Below are 14,324 nucleotides of genomic sequence, written 5' to 3'. Positions count from 1 at the left end.
GGCTCGCCGGGGGGGGGGGGGTGTGGGGGGGGGGGGCGGGGCGGGGGGGGGGGGGGGGGGCGTGCGCGGTCGGCCCGGGGGCCCCCCCCCCCCGCCCGTGTGCTCAGGCCGGTACGTTCTGCCGCGCGGGCGCCCAGCAGCGGATGATGTCGCGCACCGAGACGATGCCGACCGGGCCGCTGCCGTCGAGCACGATCAGATGCCGGAAGCCGCCGTGCGACATCGCGGACGCGGCCTCCTCCAAGGTCCAGGAGGGTGCCGCGAAGACGACGTCGGTGGTGGTGTGGCTGCCTGCGGTCTCGGAGTCCGGGTTCTGGCCGTGGGCGAGGGAGTTGAGGATGTCGCGCTCGGTGAGGATGCCGAGGCCGGAGGAGTCCTCGTCGAGGACCACCGCCGCGCCGACGCGGCGTGCGGACATCAGACGGGCCGCCTGGCGGAGCGTGTGTGCCGGGCCGATGGTGAGGACCACCGTGCTCATGGCGTCACGAACGAGCATGGGCTGGAGCCACCTCCTTGGTGATCCGCCGGCTCCTCGGCTCCTTGGCGGAGCGCAAAGAGAAGCGGTTCACAAGTTCACAAGTGGGGGAGCTCTCAGGGTCGCAGTTAAAGGGAGGGTCAACAAGGGGGCGTGTGCCGTGAATTCGGGGGCGCCCGAGGGTTACTCAGCAGCCCCGGGTCGGCCGGGGCTGCTCACGCGTCGCGCCGGTACCGCCGGTGTCGGCCGCTCCGGCCGGTGAGGTGCGGCGCCACTGCGCGGGCCGGGCCGACCTGCGCCACGTGCCCGCGAGGCGAGATCCGGCGTCTCGGGCCGACCTGCGCCACGTGCCCGCCGGCCCGGATCTCGATCACGGCGTGCCGAACTCCATGACCAGGCTTCCGGTCCGCGCCTCCTCGTTGGTGATCTTCTTCCTCTCGTGCCAACCGACCTGCACCGCGTACGAGTTCGATCCGTCCGGCACCCCCCGCACGGCGGTCGGGAAGGTGCACTTCGCGAAGGCGTCGTAGGCGCCGTTCATCAGACATATCCGCAGCTTGGCATCGAGCGGCACCGCCGTGCGTCACAGTCACATCACGGCGACCGTACGTCCGCCACCCGGCCCGGCGGGACCGGGCCGACGCGTCGTACGCCGGTCAGGTGGGCGGCAGTTGGCCTTCCTGCGGCGGCCTGCCGGGAAGAACGCCGCACAACGCGGAACGGCCGGGCCCGGGTTGACCGGACGTCACTAGTACCGCTGGTTGAGATAGCCCAGCATCTCGTCGTGGAGCAGGCCGTTCGACGCGGCCGCGTTGCCGCTGTGCGGGCCGGGGCGTCCGTCGAGGCCGGTGAAGGAGCCGCCCGCCTCGGTCACCACGATCGCGGTCGCCGCCATGTCCCAGAGCGACAGCTCGGGTTCGGCGCAGATGTCCACCGAGCCCTCGGCGACCATCATGTAGGGCCAGAAGTCGCCGTAACCGCGGGTGCGCCAGACCGCCTTCGTGAGGTCGAGGAAGCCGTCGAGGCGGCCCTGGTCCTCCCAGCCGGACAGCGAGGAGTACGCGAAGGACGCGTCGGCCATCCGCGAGACGCTGGAGACCCGCAGACGGCTCGCCGAGGACAGGCTGCGGCCGGTGAAGGCGCCGTGCCCCTTCGCCGCCCACCAGCGACGGCCGAGCGCGGGGGCGGAGACGACGCCGACGACCGGCTGGTACCCGCCCTCGCCCGCCTCCATGAGGGAGATCAGCGTGGCCCAGACGGGGACACCACGGACGTAGTTCTTGGTGCCGTCGATCGGGTCGATGACCCAGCGGCGCGGGCCCGTGCCCTCGATGCCGTACTCCTCGCCGAGGATCGCGTCGCGCGGCCTGGCCCGCTGGAGCTGGCCGCGGATGAGTTCTTCGGCGGCCTTGTCCGCCTCGCTCACCGGCGTCATGTCCGGCTTGGTCTCGACCTTCAGGTCGAGCGCCTTGAACCGGTCCATCGTCGCGGCGTCGGCGGCGTCCGCCAGGACATGGGCGAGGCGCAGGTCATCGCGATAGTCGGGCATGGGTGAACCGTATCTGCCCGCGTCGGGACGGGGCTACACAGGACGGCGATCATCGCGGGGGCCGACGGACCGGTGCCGCGGACCCGGTCGGCGCGGAACAGTGCGCGGAACAGTGGTGGACCGCCGCGCCGGTCGGCGGCCACGCCGGGCGCTTCCGCCGGGGACATCGGCGGGGCTTGTGTCCGGGGCCCGGATGCGTGCGGGTCCGTACGCGCGCCCCTCGGAGCCGCCGCGAACCCTTGACAGTGCTTCCGTACGCGTCAAATCTGGCTGCAGAGTCGCTCGCCCCAGGGAGGCGATGATGCCCGCAGCGCGAGAATCCCTCTTGGACGCCGCCTATACGGCGCTGGTGCGCCGGGCGTGGTCCGCGGTGCGGATGGTCGATGTGGCCGCCGTGGCCGGGGTGTCACGCCAGACGCTGTACAACGAGTTCGGGAGCAAGGACGGGCTCGCGCGTGCCCTCGTACGGCGGGAGGCCGATGCGTATCTCGCCGGGGTCGACCGGGCCCTGGCCGCCCACACCGACGCGCGGGAGCGGTTGGTCGCGGCCGCCGAGTGGACCGCCTCGGCGGCGCGCAGCAACGCGCTGGTGCGGGCGATGCTGACCGGGTGCTGGGGCGAGCGGCTGCCCTCGCCGGCGCTGTCCGCCGTGCCCTCGTCGTCGGTGGTGCCCGCGCAGCGGCGGGCCGACGGGCCGTTGCCCTCGCCCACCGACTTCGTGGCGCTGGTCCGTGACCGCGCGGTCGCCGCCCTCGCCCTGTCCAGGGCGGACACCCCCGAGGTGACGCGGGCGTGCGAGCTGGTGGTCCGGCTCGCGCTCTCGTGGGTCGTGGCGCCGCCCGCGCAGGGAGGGGTCACGGAGTTGGTCAAGGCCGCGCTGGCGCCGTCCCAGCGGCTCGGGGTCCGAGGGCCCCGGTGCGCGTGATCAGTGCGCCGATCCCGACAGCTGGAGCCCGATGACGCCGATGATGACCAGGCTGATCGAGACGATCTTGAGGATGGAGACCAGGTCGTCGAGGAAGATCATGCCGTAGATGGCGGTGCCCGCCGCGCCGATGCCGGTCCACACCGCGTAGGCCGGACCGACGTCGAGCTTCTTCAGGGAGAGCGTCAGCAGGCCGAAGCTGCCGAGGGCGAAGACACAGAAGGCGACGGTGGGCCAGAGTCTGGAGAAGCCGTGCGAGAGCTTCAGACAGACGGCGAAGCCGGTTTCGAGCAGTCCCGCCACAACGACCAGCAGCCACGCCATCTCGTGTCCTCCCTCATCCGTACGTCGACTGCTTCGGCCGACCCGGATCCGGCTCGGTGCGATTATGCATTCACCGGCCGGGAGAAGCCCTTACCGACGGCGGGCGCACGCAAACACGGGAGCGGTCAGTCGCCCTCGCGGCGCTCCCGCGTGGCCAGCAGCCGGCGCAGCGAGTACAGCCGCTGCGGGTCCGCGTGGCCGTCCGCCACCCACTGGTCGAGCGCGCAGTCCGGTTCGTCGTGACTGCACGCGCGGGGGCACCCCTCGGTGCCGGGTACGAGGTCGGGGAAGGCGTGGATGACCCGGGACGGGTCGACGTGGTTCAGGCCGAACGACCGGACACCGGGGGTGTCGACGAGCCACCCGCCGGCACTGCCCGCCAGCGGCAGGGCGAGCGCCGAGGTGGTGGTGTGCCGGCCGCGGCCGGTGACCGCGTTGACATGACCGGTCGTCCGGCGTTGCTCGGGCGGCACCAGCGCGTTCACCAGGGTCGTCTTGCCGACACCCGAGTGACCGACGAACGCCGTGATCCTGCCGACCAGTTGCTCACGCACCAGGTCGGCGGCGGCCTCGCTCTTCAGCTCGTCGCGGCTGGTCACCACGTACGGGATGTCCAGCGCGCCGTACAGCTCCAGGAACTTGTCCGGCGGGGCCAGGTCCGACTTCGTGAGCACGAGGAGCGGGGTCAGGCCGCCGTCGAAGGCCGCCACCAGACAGCGGTCGATCAGGCGGGGGCGCGGCTCGGGGTCGGCGAGGGCGGTGACGATGGCGAGCTGGTCGGCGTTGGCGACGACCACGCGCTCGTACGGATCGTCGTCGTCGGCCGTGCGGCGCAGGACCGAACCGCGTGGCTCGATGCGGACGATGCGGGCGAGGGTGTCCTTCTCGCCGGACAGATCGCCGACGATGGCCACCCGGTCGCCGACGACGGCGGCCTTGCGGCCCAGTTCGCGGGCCTTCATCGCCATCACGGTGCGGCCCGCGACAAGGCAGGTGAGCCGGCCCCGGTCGACCGTGAGGACCATGCCCTCGACGGCCTCCTCGTGCTTGGGGCGGATGTTCGTACGCGGACGGTTGCCCTTGCGGTTCGGCCGCTGGCGGATGTCGTCCTCGTCGGTGTTCTTGTTGTATCGGCGCATGATCCAGGTCCGCCCGTCAGTTCCCGAGCATTCCGGTCCACAGGTCGGGGAAGTCCGGCAGGGTCTTCGCCGTCGTCGCCACGTTCTCGATCTGGACGCCTTCCACCGCCAGCCCGAGGATCGCGCCGGCCGTCGCCATGCGGTGGTCGTCGTACGTGTGGAAGATGCCGCCGTGCAGCCGGCGCGGCCGGATGTGCAGGCCGTCGGCGGTCTCGGTGACGTCGCCGCCGAGTTCGTTGATCTCCTTGGTGAGCGCGGCCAGCCGGTCCGTCTCGTGCAGCCGCAGATGGGCCACGCCGCGGAGCGTGGAGGGGGAGTCGGCGAGCGCCGCGACCGCCGCGATGCCCGGGGTCAGCTCACCGACCTCGCCGAGGTCCACGTCGATACCGTGGATCGCACCCGAACCGGTGAACTCCAGTCCGCTCTCGGTCAGTTCGCAGGAACCACCCATCTCGGTGAAGATCTCCCGCAGCCGGTCGCCGGGCTGGGTGGTGTGCGCCGGCCAGTCGGGGACGACGACCGTGCCGCCGGTCACCAGTGCCGCCGCCAGGAACGGCTGGGCGTTCGACAGGTCCGGCTCGATGATCAGGTCGCGGCCGAGCAGCGCGCCCGGCGTCACCCGCCAGACGTTCGGCTCGCCGCCCGACTCCGGGGTGTCCACCTGGGCACCGACCGCGCGCAGCATGTCGACGGTCATCCGGATGTGCGGCATGGACGGGAGCGTCGAGCCGGTGTGCCGGACCTCGACGCCCTGGTTGAAGCGCGGGCCGGAGAGCAGCAGGGCGGACACGAACTGGGACGACGACGACGCGTCGATCTCCACCGGGCCGCCGTCCAGGGCGCCCCCGCCGTGCACCGTCAGCGGCAGCGCGCCGCGGGCGTCGTCGTCGATGCGGGCGCCGAGCAGGCGCAGCGCGTCGATCACGCCGTCCAGCGGACGCTCGTACGACCGGGGGTCGCCGTCGAACCGGATGGGGCCGTCCGCGAGCGCGGCGACCGGGGGCAGGAAGCGCATCACGGTGCCCGCGTTGCCGACGTCGACGGTGGCCGGGCCGCGCAGGCCCGAGGGGATGACCCGCCAGGCCTCGCCGGAGGCTTCCGGGCCCCCCGCGACCGTCGAGCTGGAGCCGACCGTCTCCTCGATGCCCACGCCCATCGCGCGCAGCGCGCCGGCCATCAGCAGGGTGTCGCGGGAACGCAGCGGGCGGCGCAGCCAGCCCGGCTCGGAGGCCAGCGCGGCGAGCACGAGAGCGCGGTTGGTGACCGACTTGGACCCCGGCACGTGGACCGTCGCGTCGACGGCTCCGCTTGCGTGCGGGGCTGGCCAGAGGGCGGTGTGGGCGGGGTTCACGGTCATGCGCCCCACTTTAGTGGCAGGGCGCCGGGCAGCCGCTGGTCCGTCCCGCCCGGCGGCGCCCGCGCGGGGTGGTCCGGCGCGGCGCGTACCCGGAGGCCCGCCGACGGCTGCGGTCCAGCTCAAGGACCTTTGGACCCTCGGGCCGCCGTGCGGCTCACACATCGAGGAGCCAGCGCCCGCCGCCCATCAGCGAGCACAGCGACACGGCGTGGAAGAGGAACAGCCAGAGCCCGGCGGGTACGTGCGTCAGCCGCGACAACTGGTCGGCGTCCGAGTCGCCCGCGTTGCCCCGCATCCGCTTGGCCTGGAGTTCGAAGGCCGGGCGGACGCCGCCGAGGAGCAGGAACCACACCACGGCGTACGCGAACGCGGCCTGCACCTGGGGGCCGGCGAGCCAGGACACCAGCAGGAAGGTGCCGCCGGTGAGGATCACGGTGAGCGCGCCGTACGCGTTGCGGATCATCACCAGCATGGCTATCAGCAGGGCCGTGGCCAGCCACAGCAGCAGGGTGATGTGGCCCGAGCCGAGCAGCGCGGCGCCGCCGAGGCCGAGCAGCGGGGGAGCGGTGTAGCCCGCCGCCGCCGTCAGGATCATGCCGAGGCCGGTCGGCTTGCCGCGGCTGACCGTGAGGCCGCTGGTGTCGGAGTGCAGCCGGATGCCGCTGAGGCTGCGCCCGGTGAGCAGGGCGATCAGGCCGTGGCCGCCCTCGTGGGCGATGGTGATGGCGTTGCGGGAGAGGCGCCAGACGCCGTGCGGGACGATCACCGCGAGGGCCGCGACCATGGTGGCGATCACCACCCACAGGTCGGGGTCCGGCTGAGTGCCGAAGACCTCGTCCCAGAGGGAGGCGAGCGAGGCCAGCGAGGTGGATGCGGTGCTGTCCATTGTCGGCGGTGGCTCCCTCTCGTGACGCGGAATCTGGCAGTGTTGCACGTATGTGCGGACGGTATGCAGCCAGTCGTGGACCCGAGGATCTCGCAGGAATCTTTGAGATCGAGCAGAGGGAGCCCGAGGAGGCCCTGGCACCCGACTACAACGTGGCCCCGACGAAGGAGGTCTACGCCGTCCTCGACCGTCCTGTGAAGGACGCGGACAGCCCGAGACCGGTTCGCCAGCTCCGCCGACTCAAGTGGGGACTCGTCCCGTCCTGGGCCAAGACGCCCGAGGGCGGCGCCCGGATGATCAACGCCCGCGCGGAGACGGTGCACGAGAAGCCCTCGTACCGCCGGGCCTTCACCTCCCGGCGCTGCATCATCCCCGCCGACGGCTACTACGAGTGGGTCACCGGCAGCGCCGAACGCGATCTGGAGGTCGAGGGCAGGAGGAAACGGCCGCGCAAGCAGCCGTACTTCGTGGCGCCCGCGGACGGCTCGGTCTTCGCGATGGCGGGACTGTACGAGTTCTGGCGGGACCGGACGCTCCCGGACGAGCATCCGCTGGCCTGGTGGGTGACCTGCTCGGTCATCACGACCGAGGCGGAGACGACGCCGCTCTCGGCCGCCCCCGCCGAAGGCCCGCACGCGCTGGCCGACATCCACCCCCGGATGCCTCTGATGCTCACGCCCGACCGCTGGGACAGCTGGCTCGACCCGGTCGGCACGGACCCGGACGCCCTCCGTGACCTGCTCGCGCCGCCGCCCGCCGGACTGCTGCGCGCCTACCCCGTCTCCACCGCGGTCAGCAATGTCCGCAACAACGGACCGGAGCTGCTGAAGGAGCTGGATGGGCCCGAGGAGGGCACACTCTTCTGACGTGACCGAGATCAGCGACGCGAGCGAGACGATCGAGACGGACGCCGGTACGGCCCGCGTCACCTGGCACCGGGCGCGGCGGGCCCGGCTCGTCCTCGCCGCGAGCCACGGCGCGGGCGGCGGCATCGACGCCCGGGACCTGCGGGCGCTCGCCGAGGTGCTGCCCGCCCACGGCGTGAGCGTCGCGCTCGTCGAGCAGCCCTGGCGGGTGGCCGGGAAGAAGGTGGCGCCGGCGCCGAAGACGCTGGACGTGGGATGGCGGGGCGTGTGGCCGGCGCTGGCGAGGCCGGGACTCCCCGTGGTCTCCGGCGGCCGCAGCGCGGGAGCCCGCGTCGCGTGCAGGACCGCGGCCGAACTCGGAGCCGCCGCCGTCCTCGCGCTCAGCTTCCCGCTGCACCCGCCGGGCAAGCCCGAGAAGTCCCGCGCCGACGAGCTGCTCGGCGCGGGGGTGCCCACGCTCGTCGTCCAGGGCGGCAACGACCCGTTCGGAAAGCCGGAGGAGTTCCCGCCGGGCGCGTACGAGCTGATCGAGGTGTCCTTCGGCGATCACGGCTTCGCCGTCCCGAAGCGGGCTCCGCTCGGCCAGGAGGAGGCGCTGAAGATCGTCACGGAGGGTGTCGTGCGGTGGGCCGCGTCACTCGGGTGACGGCCGGGAATGCTGAGTGACGGACTTCTGTTGTGTCGACCAGACAGCACGGAGCGTGCTGGACCGTTCGTACGAGAGGAAGTCCGCCGCATGGGTTCGACCTTCTGCCCGAGCCGCAGCAGCCGCGCTGACCTGGACTGGACGGTGCTGCACGCGGGCAAGAACGCCCCGATTCGGGCGGCGGGCGGGCATGATGTTCGTCTATCCTCCGATTCCAGTGGGACCGGTCTCGGTGCCACTACATCGCTGGAGGAGGTGGGTCCGGTCACTGGGACCGACGCAGGGACCGAACACGGCCAGGCGGAGCAGCCCGAGGGCCAGGGCACGAGCACGGAGTCGTCCGCCGAGCGCACCGCGCGCTTCGAGCGCGACGCGCTCGAATTCCTCGACCAGATGTACTCGGCCGCCCTGCGCATGACGCGCAACCCGGCCGACGCCGAGGACCTGGTGCAGGAGACGTACGCCAAGGCGTACGCGTCCTTCCACCAGTTCCGTGAGGGCACCAACCTCAAGGCGTGGCTGTACCGCATTCTCACCAACACCTTCATCAACTCGTACCGCAAGAAGCAGCGCGAACCCCAGCGCAGTGCGGCCGAGGAGATCGAGGACTGGCAGCTGGCGCGTGCCGAGTCGCACATGTCGACAGGCCTCCGTTCCGCCGAGTCGCAGGCGCTCGACCACCTGCCCGACTCGGACGTCAAGGAGGCACTGCAGGCGATCCCCGAGGAATTCCGCATCGCCGTCTATCTCGCGGACGTAGAGGGCTTTGCGTACAAGGAGATCGCGGACATCATGGGGACACCCATCGGTACGGTGATGTCCCGGCTGCACCGGGGTCGTCGCCAACTGCGCGGCATGCTGGAGGACTACGCCCGTGACCGCGGGCTGGTCCCCGCCGGCGCCGGAGAGTCGAACGAAGCGAAAGGCTCGGGCTCATGAGCTGCGGAGAGCCGCACGAGACGGATTGCAGTGAGGTACTCGATCACCTCTACGAGTTCCTCGATCATGAGATGCCGGACGCGGACTGCACCAAGTTCGAGGTCCACTTCGAAGAGTGCTCCCCGTGCCTGGAGAAGTACGGCCTCGAACAGGCCGTCAAGAAGCTGGTCAAGCGGTGCTGCGGCCATGACGACGTGCCCACCGATCTGCGGGCCAAGGTCATGGGCCGCATCGATCTGATCCGCTCCGGTCAGACCGTGCCCGAGCACGACGTGACCGCGACGGCCCAGGAGTCCTGACCTCCCGGCCGACCCCGGTCGACCCCGGCCCTCCGGCGCGAGCCGACGCGAGGGCCGGTCTCCGTCTCCGGCGAAGACCCTTCGTTCATCACCCGAACGTGCTAATCCGCGGGCTCAGAGCCCGCGGATTCGTTCATACTCGTCCCCACCTCCTTCCTCCCGTCCTAGGCTCCGGAGCCTGAGATCAGGGGAGGTACGGGGGAGGTACGACGATGGGTTCGGTTCCGGCGTGGGCCCGTGCGTACGTGGCCTGTGTCGTTCTCATGGCGCTCGCCTGCCTCGCGCCCTTGCCGCACCTCCGCGTCTCCTGGTGGATCGTCGCGCTGCTCGCCGTGCTGTACGCGGGCTGCGAGCGCGTCACGCTGCCGCCCCGGCCGCGCGGCGCCGGTGCGCCCGGCGGCGATGCCCTCCAGGGGATGGGCACCTTTCTCCCCGTGCTGCTGGCCGGTGCCTTTCTGCTGCCGCCGCCCGCCGCCGCCTTCGTCGCACTGCCCGGCGCGTTGCTCGCCCGGGTCGAACAGCGGCCGCGCGGTCCGCGCCGGGTCTGGCGCGCGGCCCAGCTCGCCGTCGCCGTCTGGGCGGCCTCCCGGGCGCACGGGGCGCTCGGCGGCCCGGACGCGGTGGCCACGCCCGACTTCCCTTACGCGCTGGTGCCCGCCGGGGCCGCCGTGCTCACCTTCTGCGCCGTGCTCACCGTCCTCGACGGCGGAATCCTGGCGCTGGCCGAGCGCGCGCCGGCCCGCGGTGCCTGGCGCGGCCTCTTCGCGCGCTCGCTGGCACCCGTCGCCGTGCACGGGCTCGCCGGGCTCATGATGGCGGTGCTGTGGCGCAGTCCCTACGGCCCCGTCGCCGCGCTGCTCGTCCTGCTGCCGATGTACGTGTCCTGCTGGGTCTTCGCCCAGTACCACCGCGAACGGGCCGCCCACCAGGCCACCATCCGCGCCCTCGTCCAGGCCGTCGACATCAAGGACGGCTACACCCGCGGGCACAGCGAGCGGGTCGGCCAGGCATCCGTCATGATCGCCCGTGAGCTGGGCATGGACGACGAGCGCGTCGAGGGGCTCCGGTTCGCCGGGATCCTGCACGACGTCGGCAAACTCGGCGTCCCCACACGGCTGCTGCGCAAGGAGGGACCGCTGACCCCCGAGGAGCGGCGGGTCATCGAACTGCATCCCGAGTACGGGCACGAGATGGTCCGGGGCATCGGGTTCCTCGGCGAGGCCCGCTCGGCGATCCTGCACCACCACGAGCGGCTGGACGGGAGCGGCTATCCGTACGGGCTGGCGGGGTCGCAGATCCCCGAGTTCGCCCGGGTGGTGGCCGTCGCCGACGCGTTCGACGCGATGACGTCGACCCGGTCCTACCGCAGGGCCCGGCCCGTGCCGGTGGCCCTGGAGGAGCTGGAGCGGTGCGCGGGGGCGCAGTTCGACCCCCGGATGGTGGGGGCGCTGGTGCGGGCGCTCGGCCGGCACGGCTGGCATCCCGCGGTCACCGCGGACGTCGGCCCGTCCGTCCTGCCCGGCCCCGGCACGCCGCCGACGCGTCCGTCCGGCACCGTCGGGCGGAGGGCGCCGTGAGCACCGCCGCACCACGGCACGGACTCTCCGCCCGCGCCGCCCGTCTCCCGTCGGCCGGAAGAACGCCCGCCGCGCTCACCGCGGTACGCGCGCTCGCCCTCCTCCTCGCGGTTCTCGCCCTCGGCGTCACCCTCTGGGACGGCCTCGACGAACGCGGCACCGCGCTGGCCTTCGGCGTCCTCATCGCCGTCGGCGAGCTCGCCCGGTGGAGCGGGACCGAGGAACGGGAGTCGGCGCCCCTCGGGGCCGCCGGAGCCCTCGCGTACGCGCTGCTCGGCGAGAACGCCGGGCACCGCACCGACCACGGCGTCCTCCAGGTCGTCGCCGTCGTCGTGGCGGCGGCGCTGATCGGCTGCATTCCGCATGTGGCGCGGGGACGCGGGCCCACGGCCGACCACTTCGCGCGTCGCGTCCTCACCGTCGGCTTCGCCGCCGTCTGCTTCCAACCCCTGTACAACCAGGGCAGGTTGCTGGAGTGGGGCGGCCCGGCCCACGCTCTGCTGCTCGTCGCGCTGCTCGTGCTCACCACCCTGTGGGACGCCGTGCTCGCGGCGGCGACGGCCCATGTGCGGACCCGGTGGCCGTTCGGGCCGCTGCTGCGCGACGAACTGCGGGCCACACTCGGGATCGGGTCGGCCGTGTGCGCGACCGGGGCCGTCATGTCGCTCGCGGTCGCGGTGGTCGGGCTGTGGGCGCTGCCCGTCTTCTCGCTGCCGCTGCTGCTCACCCAGCTGTCCTTCCGGCGGTACGCCGCCGTGCGGGTCACCTACCGGCAGACGATCGCGTCCCTCGCGCGGGCGACCGAGATCGCCGGGTACACACCGGCCGGGCACGCACGGCGCGTGGCCGCGCTCAGCCGGGCCGTCGGGCGGGAACTGGGCCTTTCCGAGCCCGACCTCACCGTCCTGGAGTACGCGGCGCTGATGCACGACATCGGACAGCTCAGCCTGGTCGACCCCGTGCCGGCCGGCGCCACCGCCGCGCTCCCGGCGGACGAGCAGCGGAGGATCGCGCTGCTCGGCGGCGCCGTCGTACGGCAGACCGGGGTGGACGCCGAGGTCGCCGTGGTGGTGGAGCGGCAGGCCGACCCCTACCGGGAGCAGCCCCTCACCGCGCGCATCGTCCGGGCCGTGAACGCATACGAGGAGATGGCCCGGGAAGCAGGGCCCGGAGGGCCGCTGACAGCCCTGGAGAAGCTGCGCCTGGCCACCGCCCACGACTATCAGCCAGAGGTCGTGGAGTCGCTCGCCCGGGTCCTGTCCCGACCCGGTCTGACCTTGCCCTGGGCTGGGTAACCCATGGGTAATGAGCGGCCGTCCGACGGTCCGTGGTTGGATGCGAGGAAGAGGGTGTTCGGGGGCATGGGCCAGCCCGGGGCTGCACTGTCTTCAAGGGACTCTTCAAAGGACCGGCAGGCGGGAAACGCGAGGAACTGGCAGGCGGGAATCGTGAGGATCTTCGGCAAGGGACGACACCGGCCCTCCGCCTCATGGCGGCAGGCCACCGACCGTGCGTTCACGCTGATCGGCGACGGCCGCTACGAGGACGCGGGAGCGCTGCTGACGCGTGCCGCGGACCTGGAGCCCTGGCTGTCCGAGTCCTGGTTCAACCTGGCGCTGCTGCACAAGTTCCGGCACGACTGGGAGCAGGCGCGGGCGGCGGGCCTGCGGGCCGTCGCCCTGCTCGACCGGGAGACCGGCGCACCTGACTGGTGGAACGTGGGGATCGCGGCCACCGCCCTCCAGGACTGGCCGCTGGCCCGCCGTTCCTGGCAGGCGTACGGACTCCGGGTGCCCGGAGGCGCCGCCGTCTCCGGTGAGCCGGTGGGCATGGACCTCGGCAGCACGGCCGTCCGGCTGTCGCCGGAGGGCGAGGCCGAGGTGGTGTGGGGGCGCAGGCTGGACCCCGCCCGTGTCGAGGTGCTGTCGATCCCGCTGCCGTCCTCCGGACGCCGTTGGGGCGAAGTCGTGCTGCACGACGGTGTCCCGCACGGCGAGCGGACCACCGCCGCGGGGCACGCCTATCCGGTCTTCGACGAGATCGAGCTGTGGGCCCCCTCTCCGGTGCCCACCTGGGTCGTGCTGCTGGAGGCGGCCACCGAGGACGACCGGGACGCGCTGGAGCAGCTCGCCGCCGACGCCGGCTTCGCCGCGGAGGACTGGTCGTCGTCCGTACGGCTGCTGTGCCGCATGTGCTCCGAGTCCCGGATGCCGTCCGACGAGGGCGACGAGGAACACCTCGACCCGCACGACCACAGTGAGCCGGGGCACCCGGGTCCGCTCGGTCATCGCACCGACGGGCAGCTCTGGGTCCCCGAGCGGGAGTGCGGCCTCGCGGCGCCCGCCTCGCTGGTGCGCGGCCTGCTCGACGGCTGGGTCGCGGACAGCCCGGACTCCCGTGACTGGCGGGATCTGGAAGAGGTCTGCTGAGTACACCTTTAGGCTGTACTCGCAGAATTTACCGAGGTCTGAGGAAGGCGTACGTCGTCATGGCGCAGCAGGACACCGATCAGCAGCACGTGGGCGTGCTCCCCGTGGACGACGACGGCTTCGTCATCGACACCGAGGACGCCGAGGAGCGCGAGGCGGCCTACCGCGAGCGCGGCACCTCGCGGCCGATCACGGTGGTCGGGAACCCGGTTCTGCACAAGGAGTGCAAGGACGTCACCGACTTCGGGGACGACCTGGAGCAGCTGGTCGCCGACATGTTCGCGAGCCAGCGCACCGCCGAGGGCGTGGGCCTGGCGGCCAACCAGATCGGCGTCGACCTGAAGGTCTTCGTCTACGACTGCCAGGACGACCAGGGCACCCGGCACGTCGGTGTGGTCTGCAACCCGAAGCTCGTCGACCTGCCCGCCGACCAGCGCCAGCTGGACGAGAGCAACGAGGGTTGCCTCTCCGTGCCGACCGCCTACGCGCCGCTCGCCCGCCCCGATTACGCCGAGGTCACCGGGCAGGACGAGAAGGGCAACCCGATCAGGGTGCGCGGCACGGGCTACTTCGCGCGCTGCCTCCAGCACGAGACGGACCACCTGTACGGCTACCTGTACATCGACCGGCTCTCCAAGCGCGAGCGCAAGGACGCGCTGCGGCAGATGGCCGAGAACGAGCCGCGCTACGCGACCGTGGCGAACGACTGAACGACCACGTCGCCGGCCGCCCCGGACGGCTGTGACGCATTTTGACAGGCGGGACGCACGACCCCTCGTGGGTCTGCTCGAACGGTGGCGGGGGGGGTGGAAGCCCCCCCCACGCCCCCGTCGGAAGTACGTCGCACGGTAGATACCGGTTGCTGCCCCCAAGATCCGGGTTAAGTCACACAACGGGGGATTATAGGGCGGGG

At 72.3% G+C, this 14,324-nt stretch carries 16 protein-coding genes; 9 read left to right on the top strand and 7 right to left on the bottom strand.

Going from position 1 to position 14,324, the window contains the following annotated elements:
* Window positions 1–103: 103 nt before the first annotated feature.
* From ACFWBT_RS35485 to hisN, 3 genes are all read right to left on the bottom strand, one after another.
* A complete protein-coding gene (locus tag ACFWBT_RS35485) occupies window positions 104–496 on the bottom strand; it encodes a CBS domain-containing protein (RefSeq protein WP_356758892.1) in 393 nt (130 codons plus the stop codon).
* Window positions 497–845: 349 nt separating this feature from the next.
* Window positions 846–1,049, bottom strand: coding sequence for a hypothetical protein (locus ACFWBT_RS35480; protein WP_385707075.1), 204 nt, complete (start codon window positions 1,047–1,049; stop codon window positions 846–848).
* A 174-nt stretch (window positions 1,050–1,223) separates the two neighbouring features.
* Complete coding sequence (gene hisN, locus ACFWBT_RS35475; protein WP_266762552.1) at window positions 1,224–2,024, bottom strand: histidinol-phosphatase; 801 nt, start codon at window positions 2,022–2,024, stop codon at window positions 1,224–1,226.
* 298 nt (window positions 2,025–2,322) lie between these two features.
* On the opposite strand from hisN, the gene ACFWBT_RS35470 reads away from it, so the two are divergent.
* On the top strand, window positions 2,323–2,949 hold the full coding sequence (locus ACFWBT_RS35470; protein ID WP_385707074.1) for a TetR/AcrR family transcriptional regulator: 627 nt from the start codon (window positions 2,323–2,325) through the stop codon (window positions 2,947–2,949).
* On the opposite strand, the gene ACFWBT_RS35465 is transcribed toward ACFWBT_RS35470, so the two are convergent.
* The 4 genes from ACFWBT_RS35465 to ACFWBT_RS35450 form a co-directional block, all read right to left on the bottom strand.
* Window positions 2,950–3,273, bottom strand: a complete 324-nt coding sequence (locus ACFWBT_RS35465; protein WP_385707073.1) for a DMT family transporter — start codon at window positions 3,271–3,273, stop codon at window positions 2,950–2,952.
* 125 nt (window positions 3,274–3,398) lie between these two features.
* Window positions 3,399–4,412, bottom strand: coding sequence for a ribosome small subunit-dependent GTPase A (gene rsgA, locus ACFWBT_RS35460; RefSeq protein WP_385707072.1), 1,014 nt, complete (start codon window positions 4,410–4,412; stop codon window positions 3,399–3,401).
* Window positions 4,413–4,428: 16 nt separating this feature from the next.
* Window positions 4,429–5,769: a 3-phosphoshikimate 1-carboxyvinyltransferase gene (gene aroA / locus ACFWBT_RS35455; protein WP_385707071.1), complete on the bottom strand. Its 1,341-nt coding sequence runs from the start codon at window positions 5,767–5,769 to the stop codon at window positions 4,429–4,431.
* Between the two features lie 154 nt (window positions 5,770–5,923).
* Window positions 5,924–6,655, bottom strand: coding sequence for a M50 family metallopeptidase (locus ACFWBT_RS35450; protein ID WP_385707070.1), 732 nt, complete (start codon window positions 6,653–6,655; stop codon window positions 5,924–5,926).
* Between the two features lie 50 nt (window positions 6,656–6,705).
* On the opposite strand from ACFWBT_RS35450, the gene ACFWBT_RS35445 reads away from it, so the two are divergent.
* From ACFWBT_RS35445 to def, 8 genes are all read left to right on the top strand, one after another.
* Complete coding sequence (locus ACFWBT_RS35445; protein WP_385707069.1) at window positions 6,706–7,521, top strand: SOS response-associated peptidase; 816 nt, start codon at window positions 6,706–6,708, stop codon at window positions 7,519–7,521.
* 1 nt (window position 7,522) lies between these two features.
* Window positions 7,523–8,167, top strand: coding sequence for an alpha/beta family hydrolase (locus ACFWBT_RS35440; protein WP_385707068.1), 645 nt, complete (start codon window positions 7,523–7,525; stop codon window positions 8,165–8,167).
* Between the two features lie 255 nt (window positions 8,168–8,422).
* Complete coding sequence (gene sigR, locus ACFWBT_RS35435) at window positions 8,423–9,106, top strand: RNA polymerase sigma factor SigR (RefSeq protein ID WP_189189352.1); 684 nt, start codon at window positions 8,423–8,425, stop codon at window positions 9,104–9,106.
* A complete protein-coding gene (rsrA, locus tag ACFWBT_RS35430; RefSeq protein WP_103548068.1) occupies window positions 9,103–9,405 on the top strand; it encodes a mycothiol system anti-sigma-R factor in 303 nt (100 codons plus the stop codon). The genes sigR and rsrA overlap by 4 nt, the downstream gene beginning before the upstream one ends.
* A gap of 212 nt (window positions 9,406–9,617) precedes the next feature.
* Window positions 9,618–10,982 (top strand): HD-GYP domain-containing protein, encoded by a 1,365-nt coding sequence (locus tag ACFWBT_RS35425; RefSeq protein ID WP_385707067.1) that lies wholly within the window; start codon window positions 9,618–9,620, stop codon window positions 10,980–10,982.
* A complete protein-coding gene (locus ACFWBT_RS35420; protein WP_385707066.1) occupies window positions 10,979–12,277 on the top strand; it encodes an HD-GYP domain-containing protein in 1,299 nt (432 codons plus the stop codon). The genes ACFWBT_RS35425 and ACFWBT_RS35420 overlap by 4 nt, the downstream gene beginning before the upstream one ends.
* A 153-nt stretch (window positions 12,278–12,430) precedes the next feature.
* Window positions 12,431–13,411 carry a tetratricopeptide repeat protein gene (locus tag ACFWBT_RS35415; protein WP_385707065.1) on the top strand — a complete coding sequence of 327 codons (981 nt, stop codon included), beginning with the start codon at window positions 12,431–12,433 and terminating at the stop codon, window positions 13,409–13,411.
* A 59-nt stretch (window positions 13,412–13,470) separates the two neighbouring features.
* Window positions 13,471–14,121: a peptide deformylase gene (gene def, locus ACFWBT_RS35410; protein WP_385707064.1), complete on the top strand. Its 651-nt coding sequence runs from the start codon at window positions 13,471–13,473 to the stop codon at window positions 14,119–14,121.
* Window positions 14,122–14,324 lie beyond the last annotated feature (203 nt).

The organism is Streptomyces sp. NPDC060027, assembly GCF_042737005.1.
Lineage (GTDB): Bacteria > Actinomycetota > Actinomycetes > Streptomycetales > Streptomycetaceae > Streptomyces.
This window is presented reverse-complemented; position numbering and strand designations above follow the sequence as displayed.

Coding starts and splice junctions, on each gene's coding strand:
- ACFWBT_RS35485 (WP_356758892.1), bottom strand. CDS start 496: ATGCTCGTTCGTGACGCCATGAGCACGGTGGTCCTCACCATCGGCCCG.
- hisN (WP_266762552.1), bottom strand. CDS start 2,024: ATGCCCGACTATCGCGATGACCTGCGCCTCGCCCATGTCCTGGCGGAC.
- ACFWBT_RS35470 (WP_385707074.1), top strand. CDS start 2,323: ATGATGCCCGCAGCGCGAGAATCCCTCTTGGACGCCGCCTATACGGCG.
- ACFWBT_RS35465 (WP_385707073.1), bottom strand. CDS start 3,273: ATGGCGTGGCTGCTGGTCGTTGTGGCGGGACTGCTCGAAACCGGCTTC.
- rsgA (WP_385707072.1), bottom strand. CDS start 4,412: ATGCGCCGATACAACAAGAACACCGACGAGGACGACATCCGCCAGCGG.
- aroA (WP_385707071.1), bottom strand. CDS start 5,769: ATGACCGTGAACCCCGCCCACACCGCCCTCTGGCCAGCCCCGCACGCA.
- ACFWBT_RS35450 (WP_385707070.1), bottom strand. CDS start 6,655: ATGGACAGCACCGCATCCACCTCGCTGGCCTCGCTCGCCTCCCTCTGG.
- ACFWBT_RS35445 (WP_385707069.1), top strand. CDS start 6,706: ATGTGCGGACGGTATGCAGCCAGTCGTGGACCCGAGGATCTCGCAGGA.
- rsrA (WP_103548068.1), top strand. CDS start 9,103: ATGAGCTGCGGAGAGCCGCACGAGACGGATTGCAGTGAGGTACTCGAT.
- ACFWBT_RS35425 (WP_385707067.1), top strand. CDS start 9,618: ATGGGTTCGGTTCCGGCGTGGGCCCGTGCGTACGTGGCCTGTGTCGTT.
- def (WP_385707064.1), top strand. CDS start 13,471: ATGGCGCAGCAGGACACCGATCAGCAGCACGTGGGCGTGCTCCCCGTG.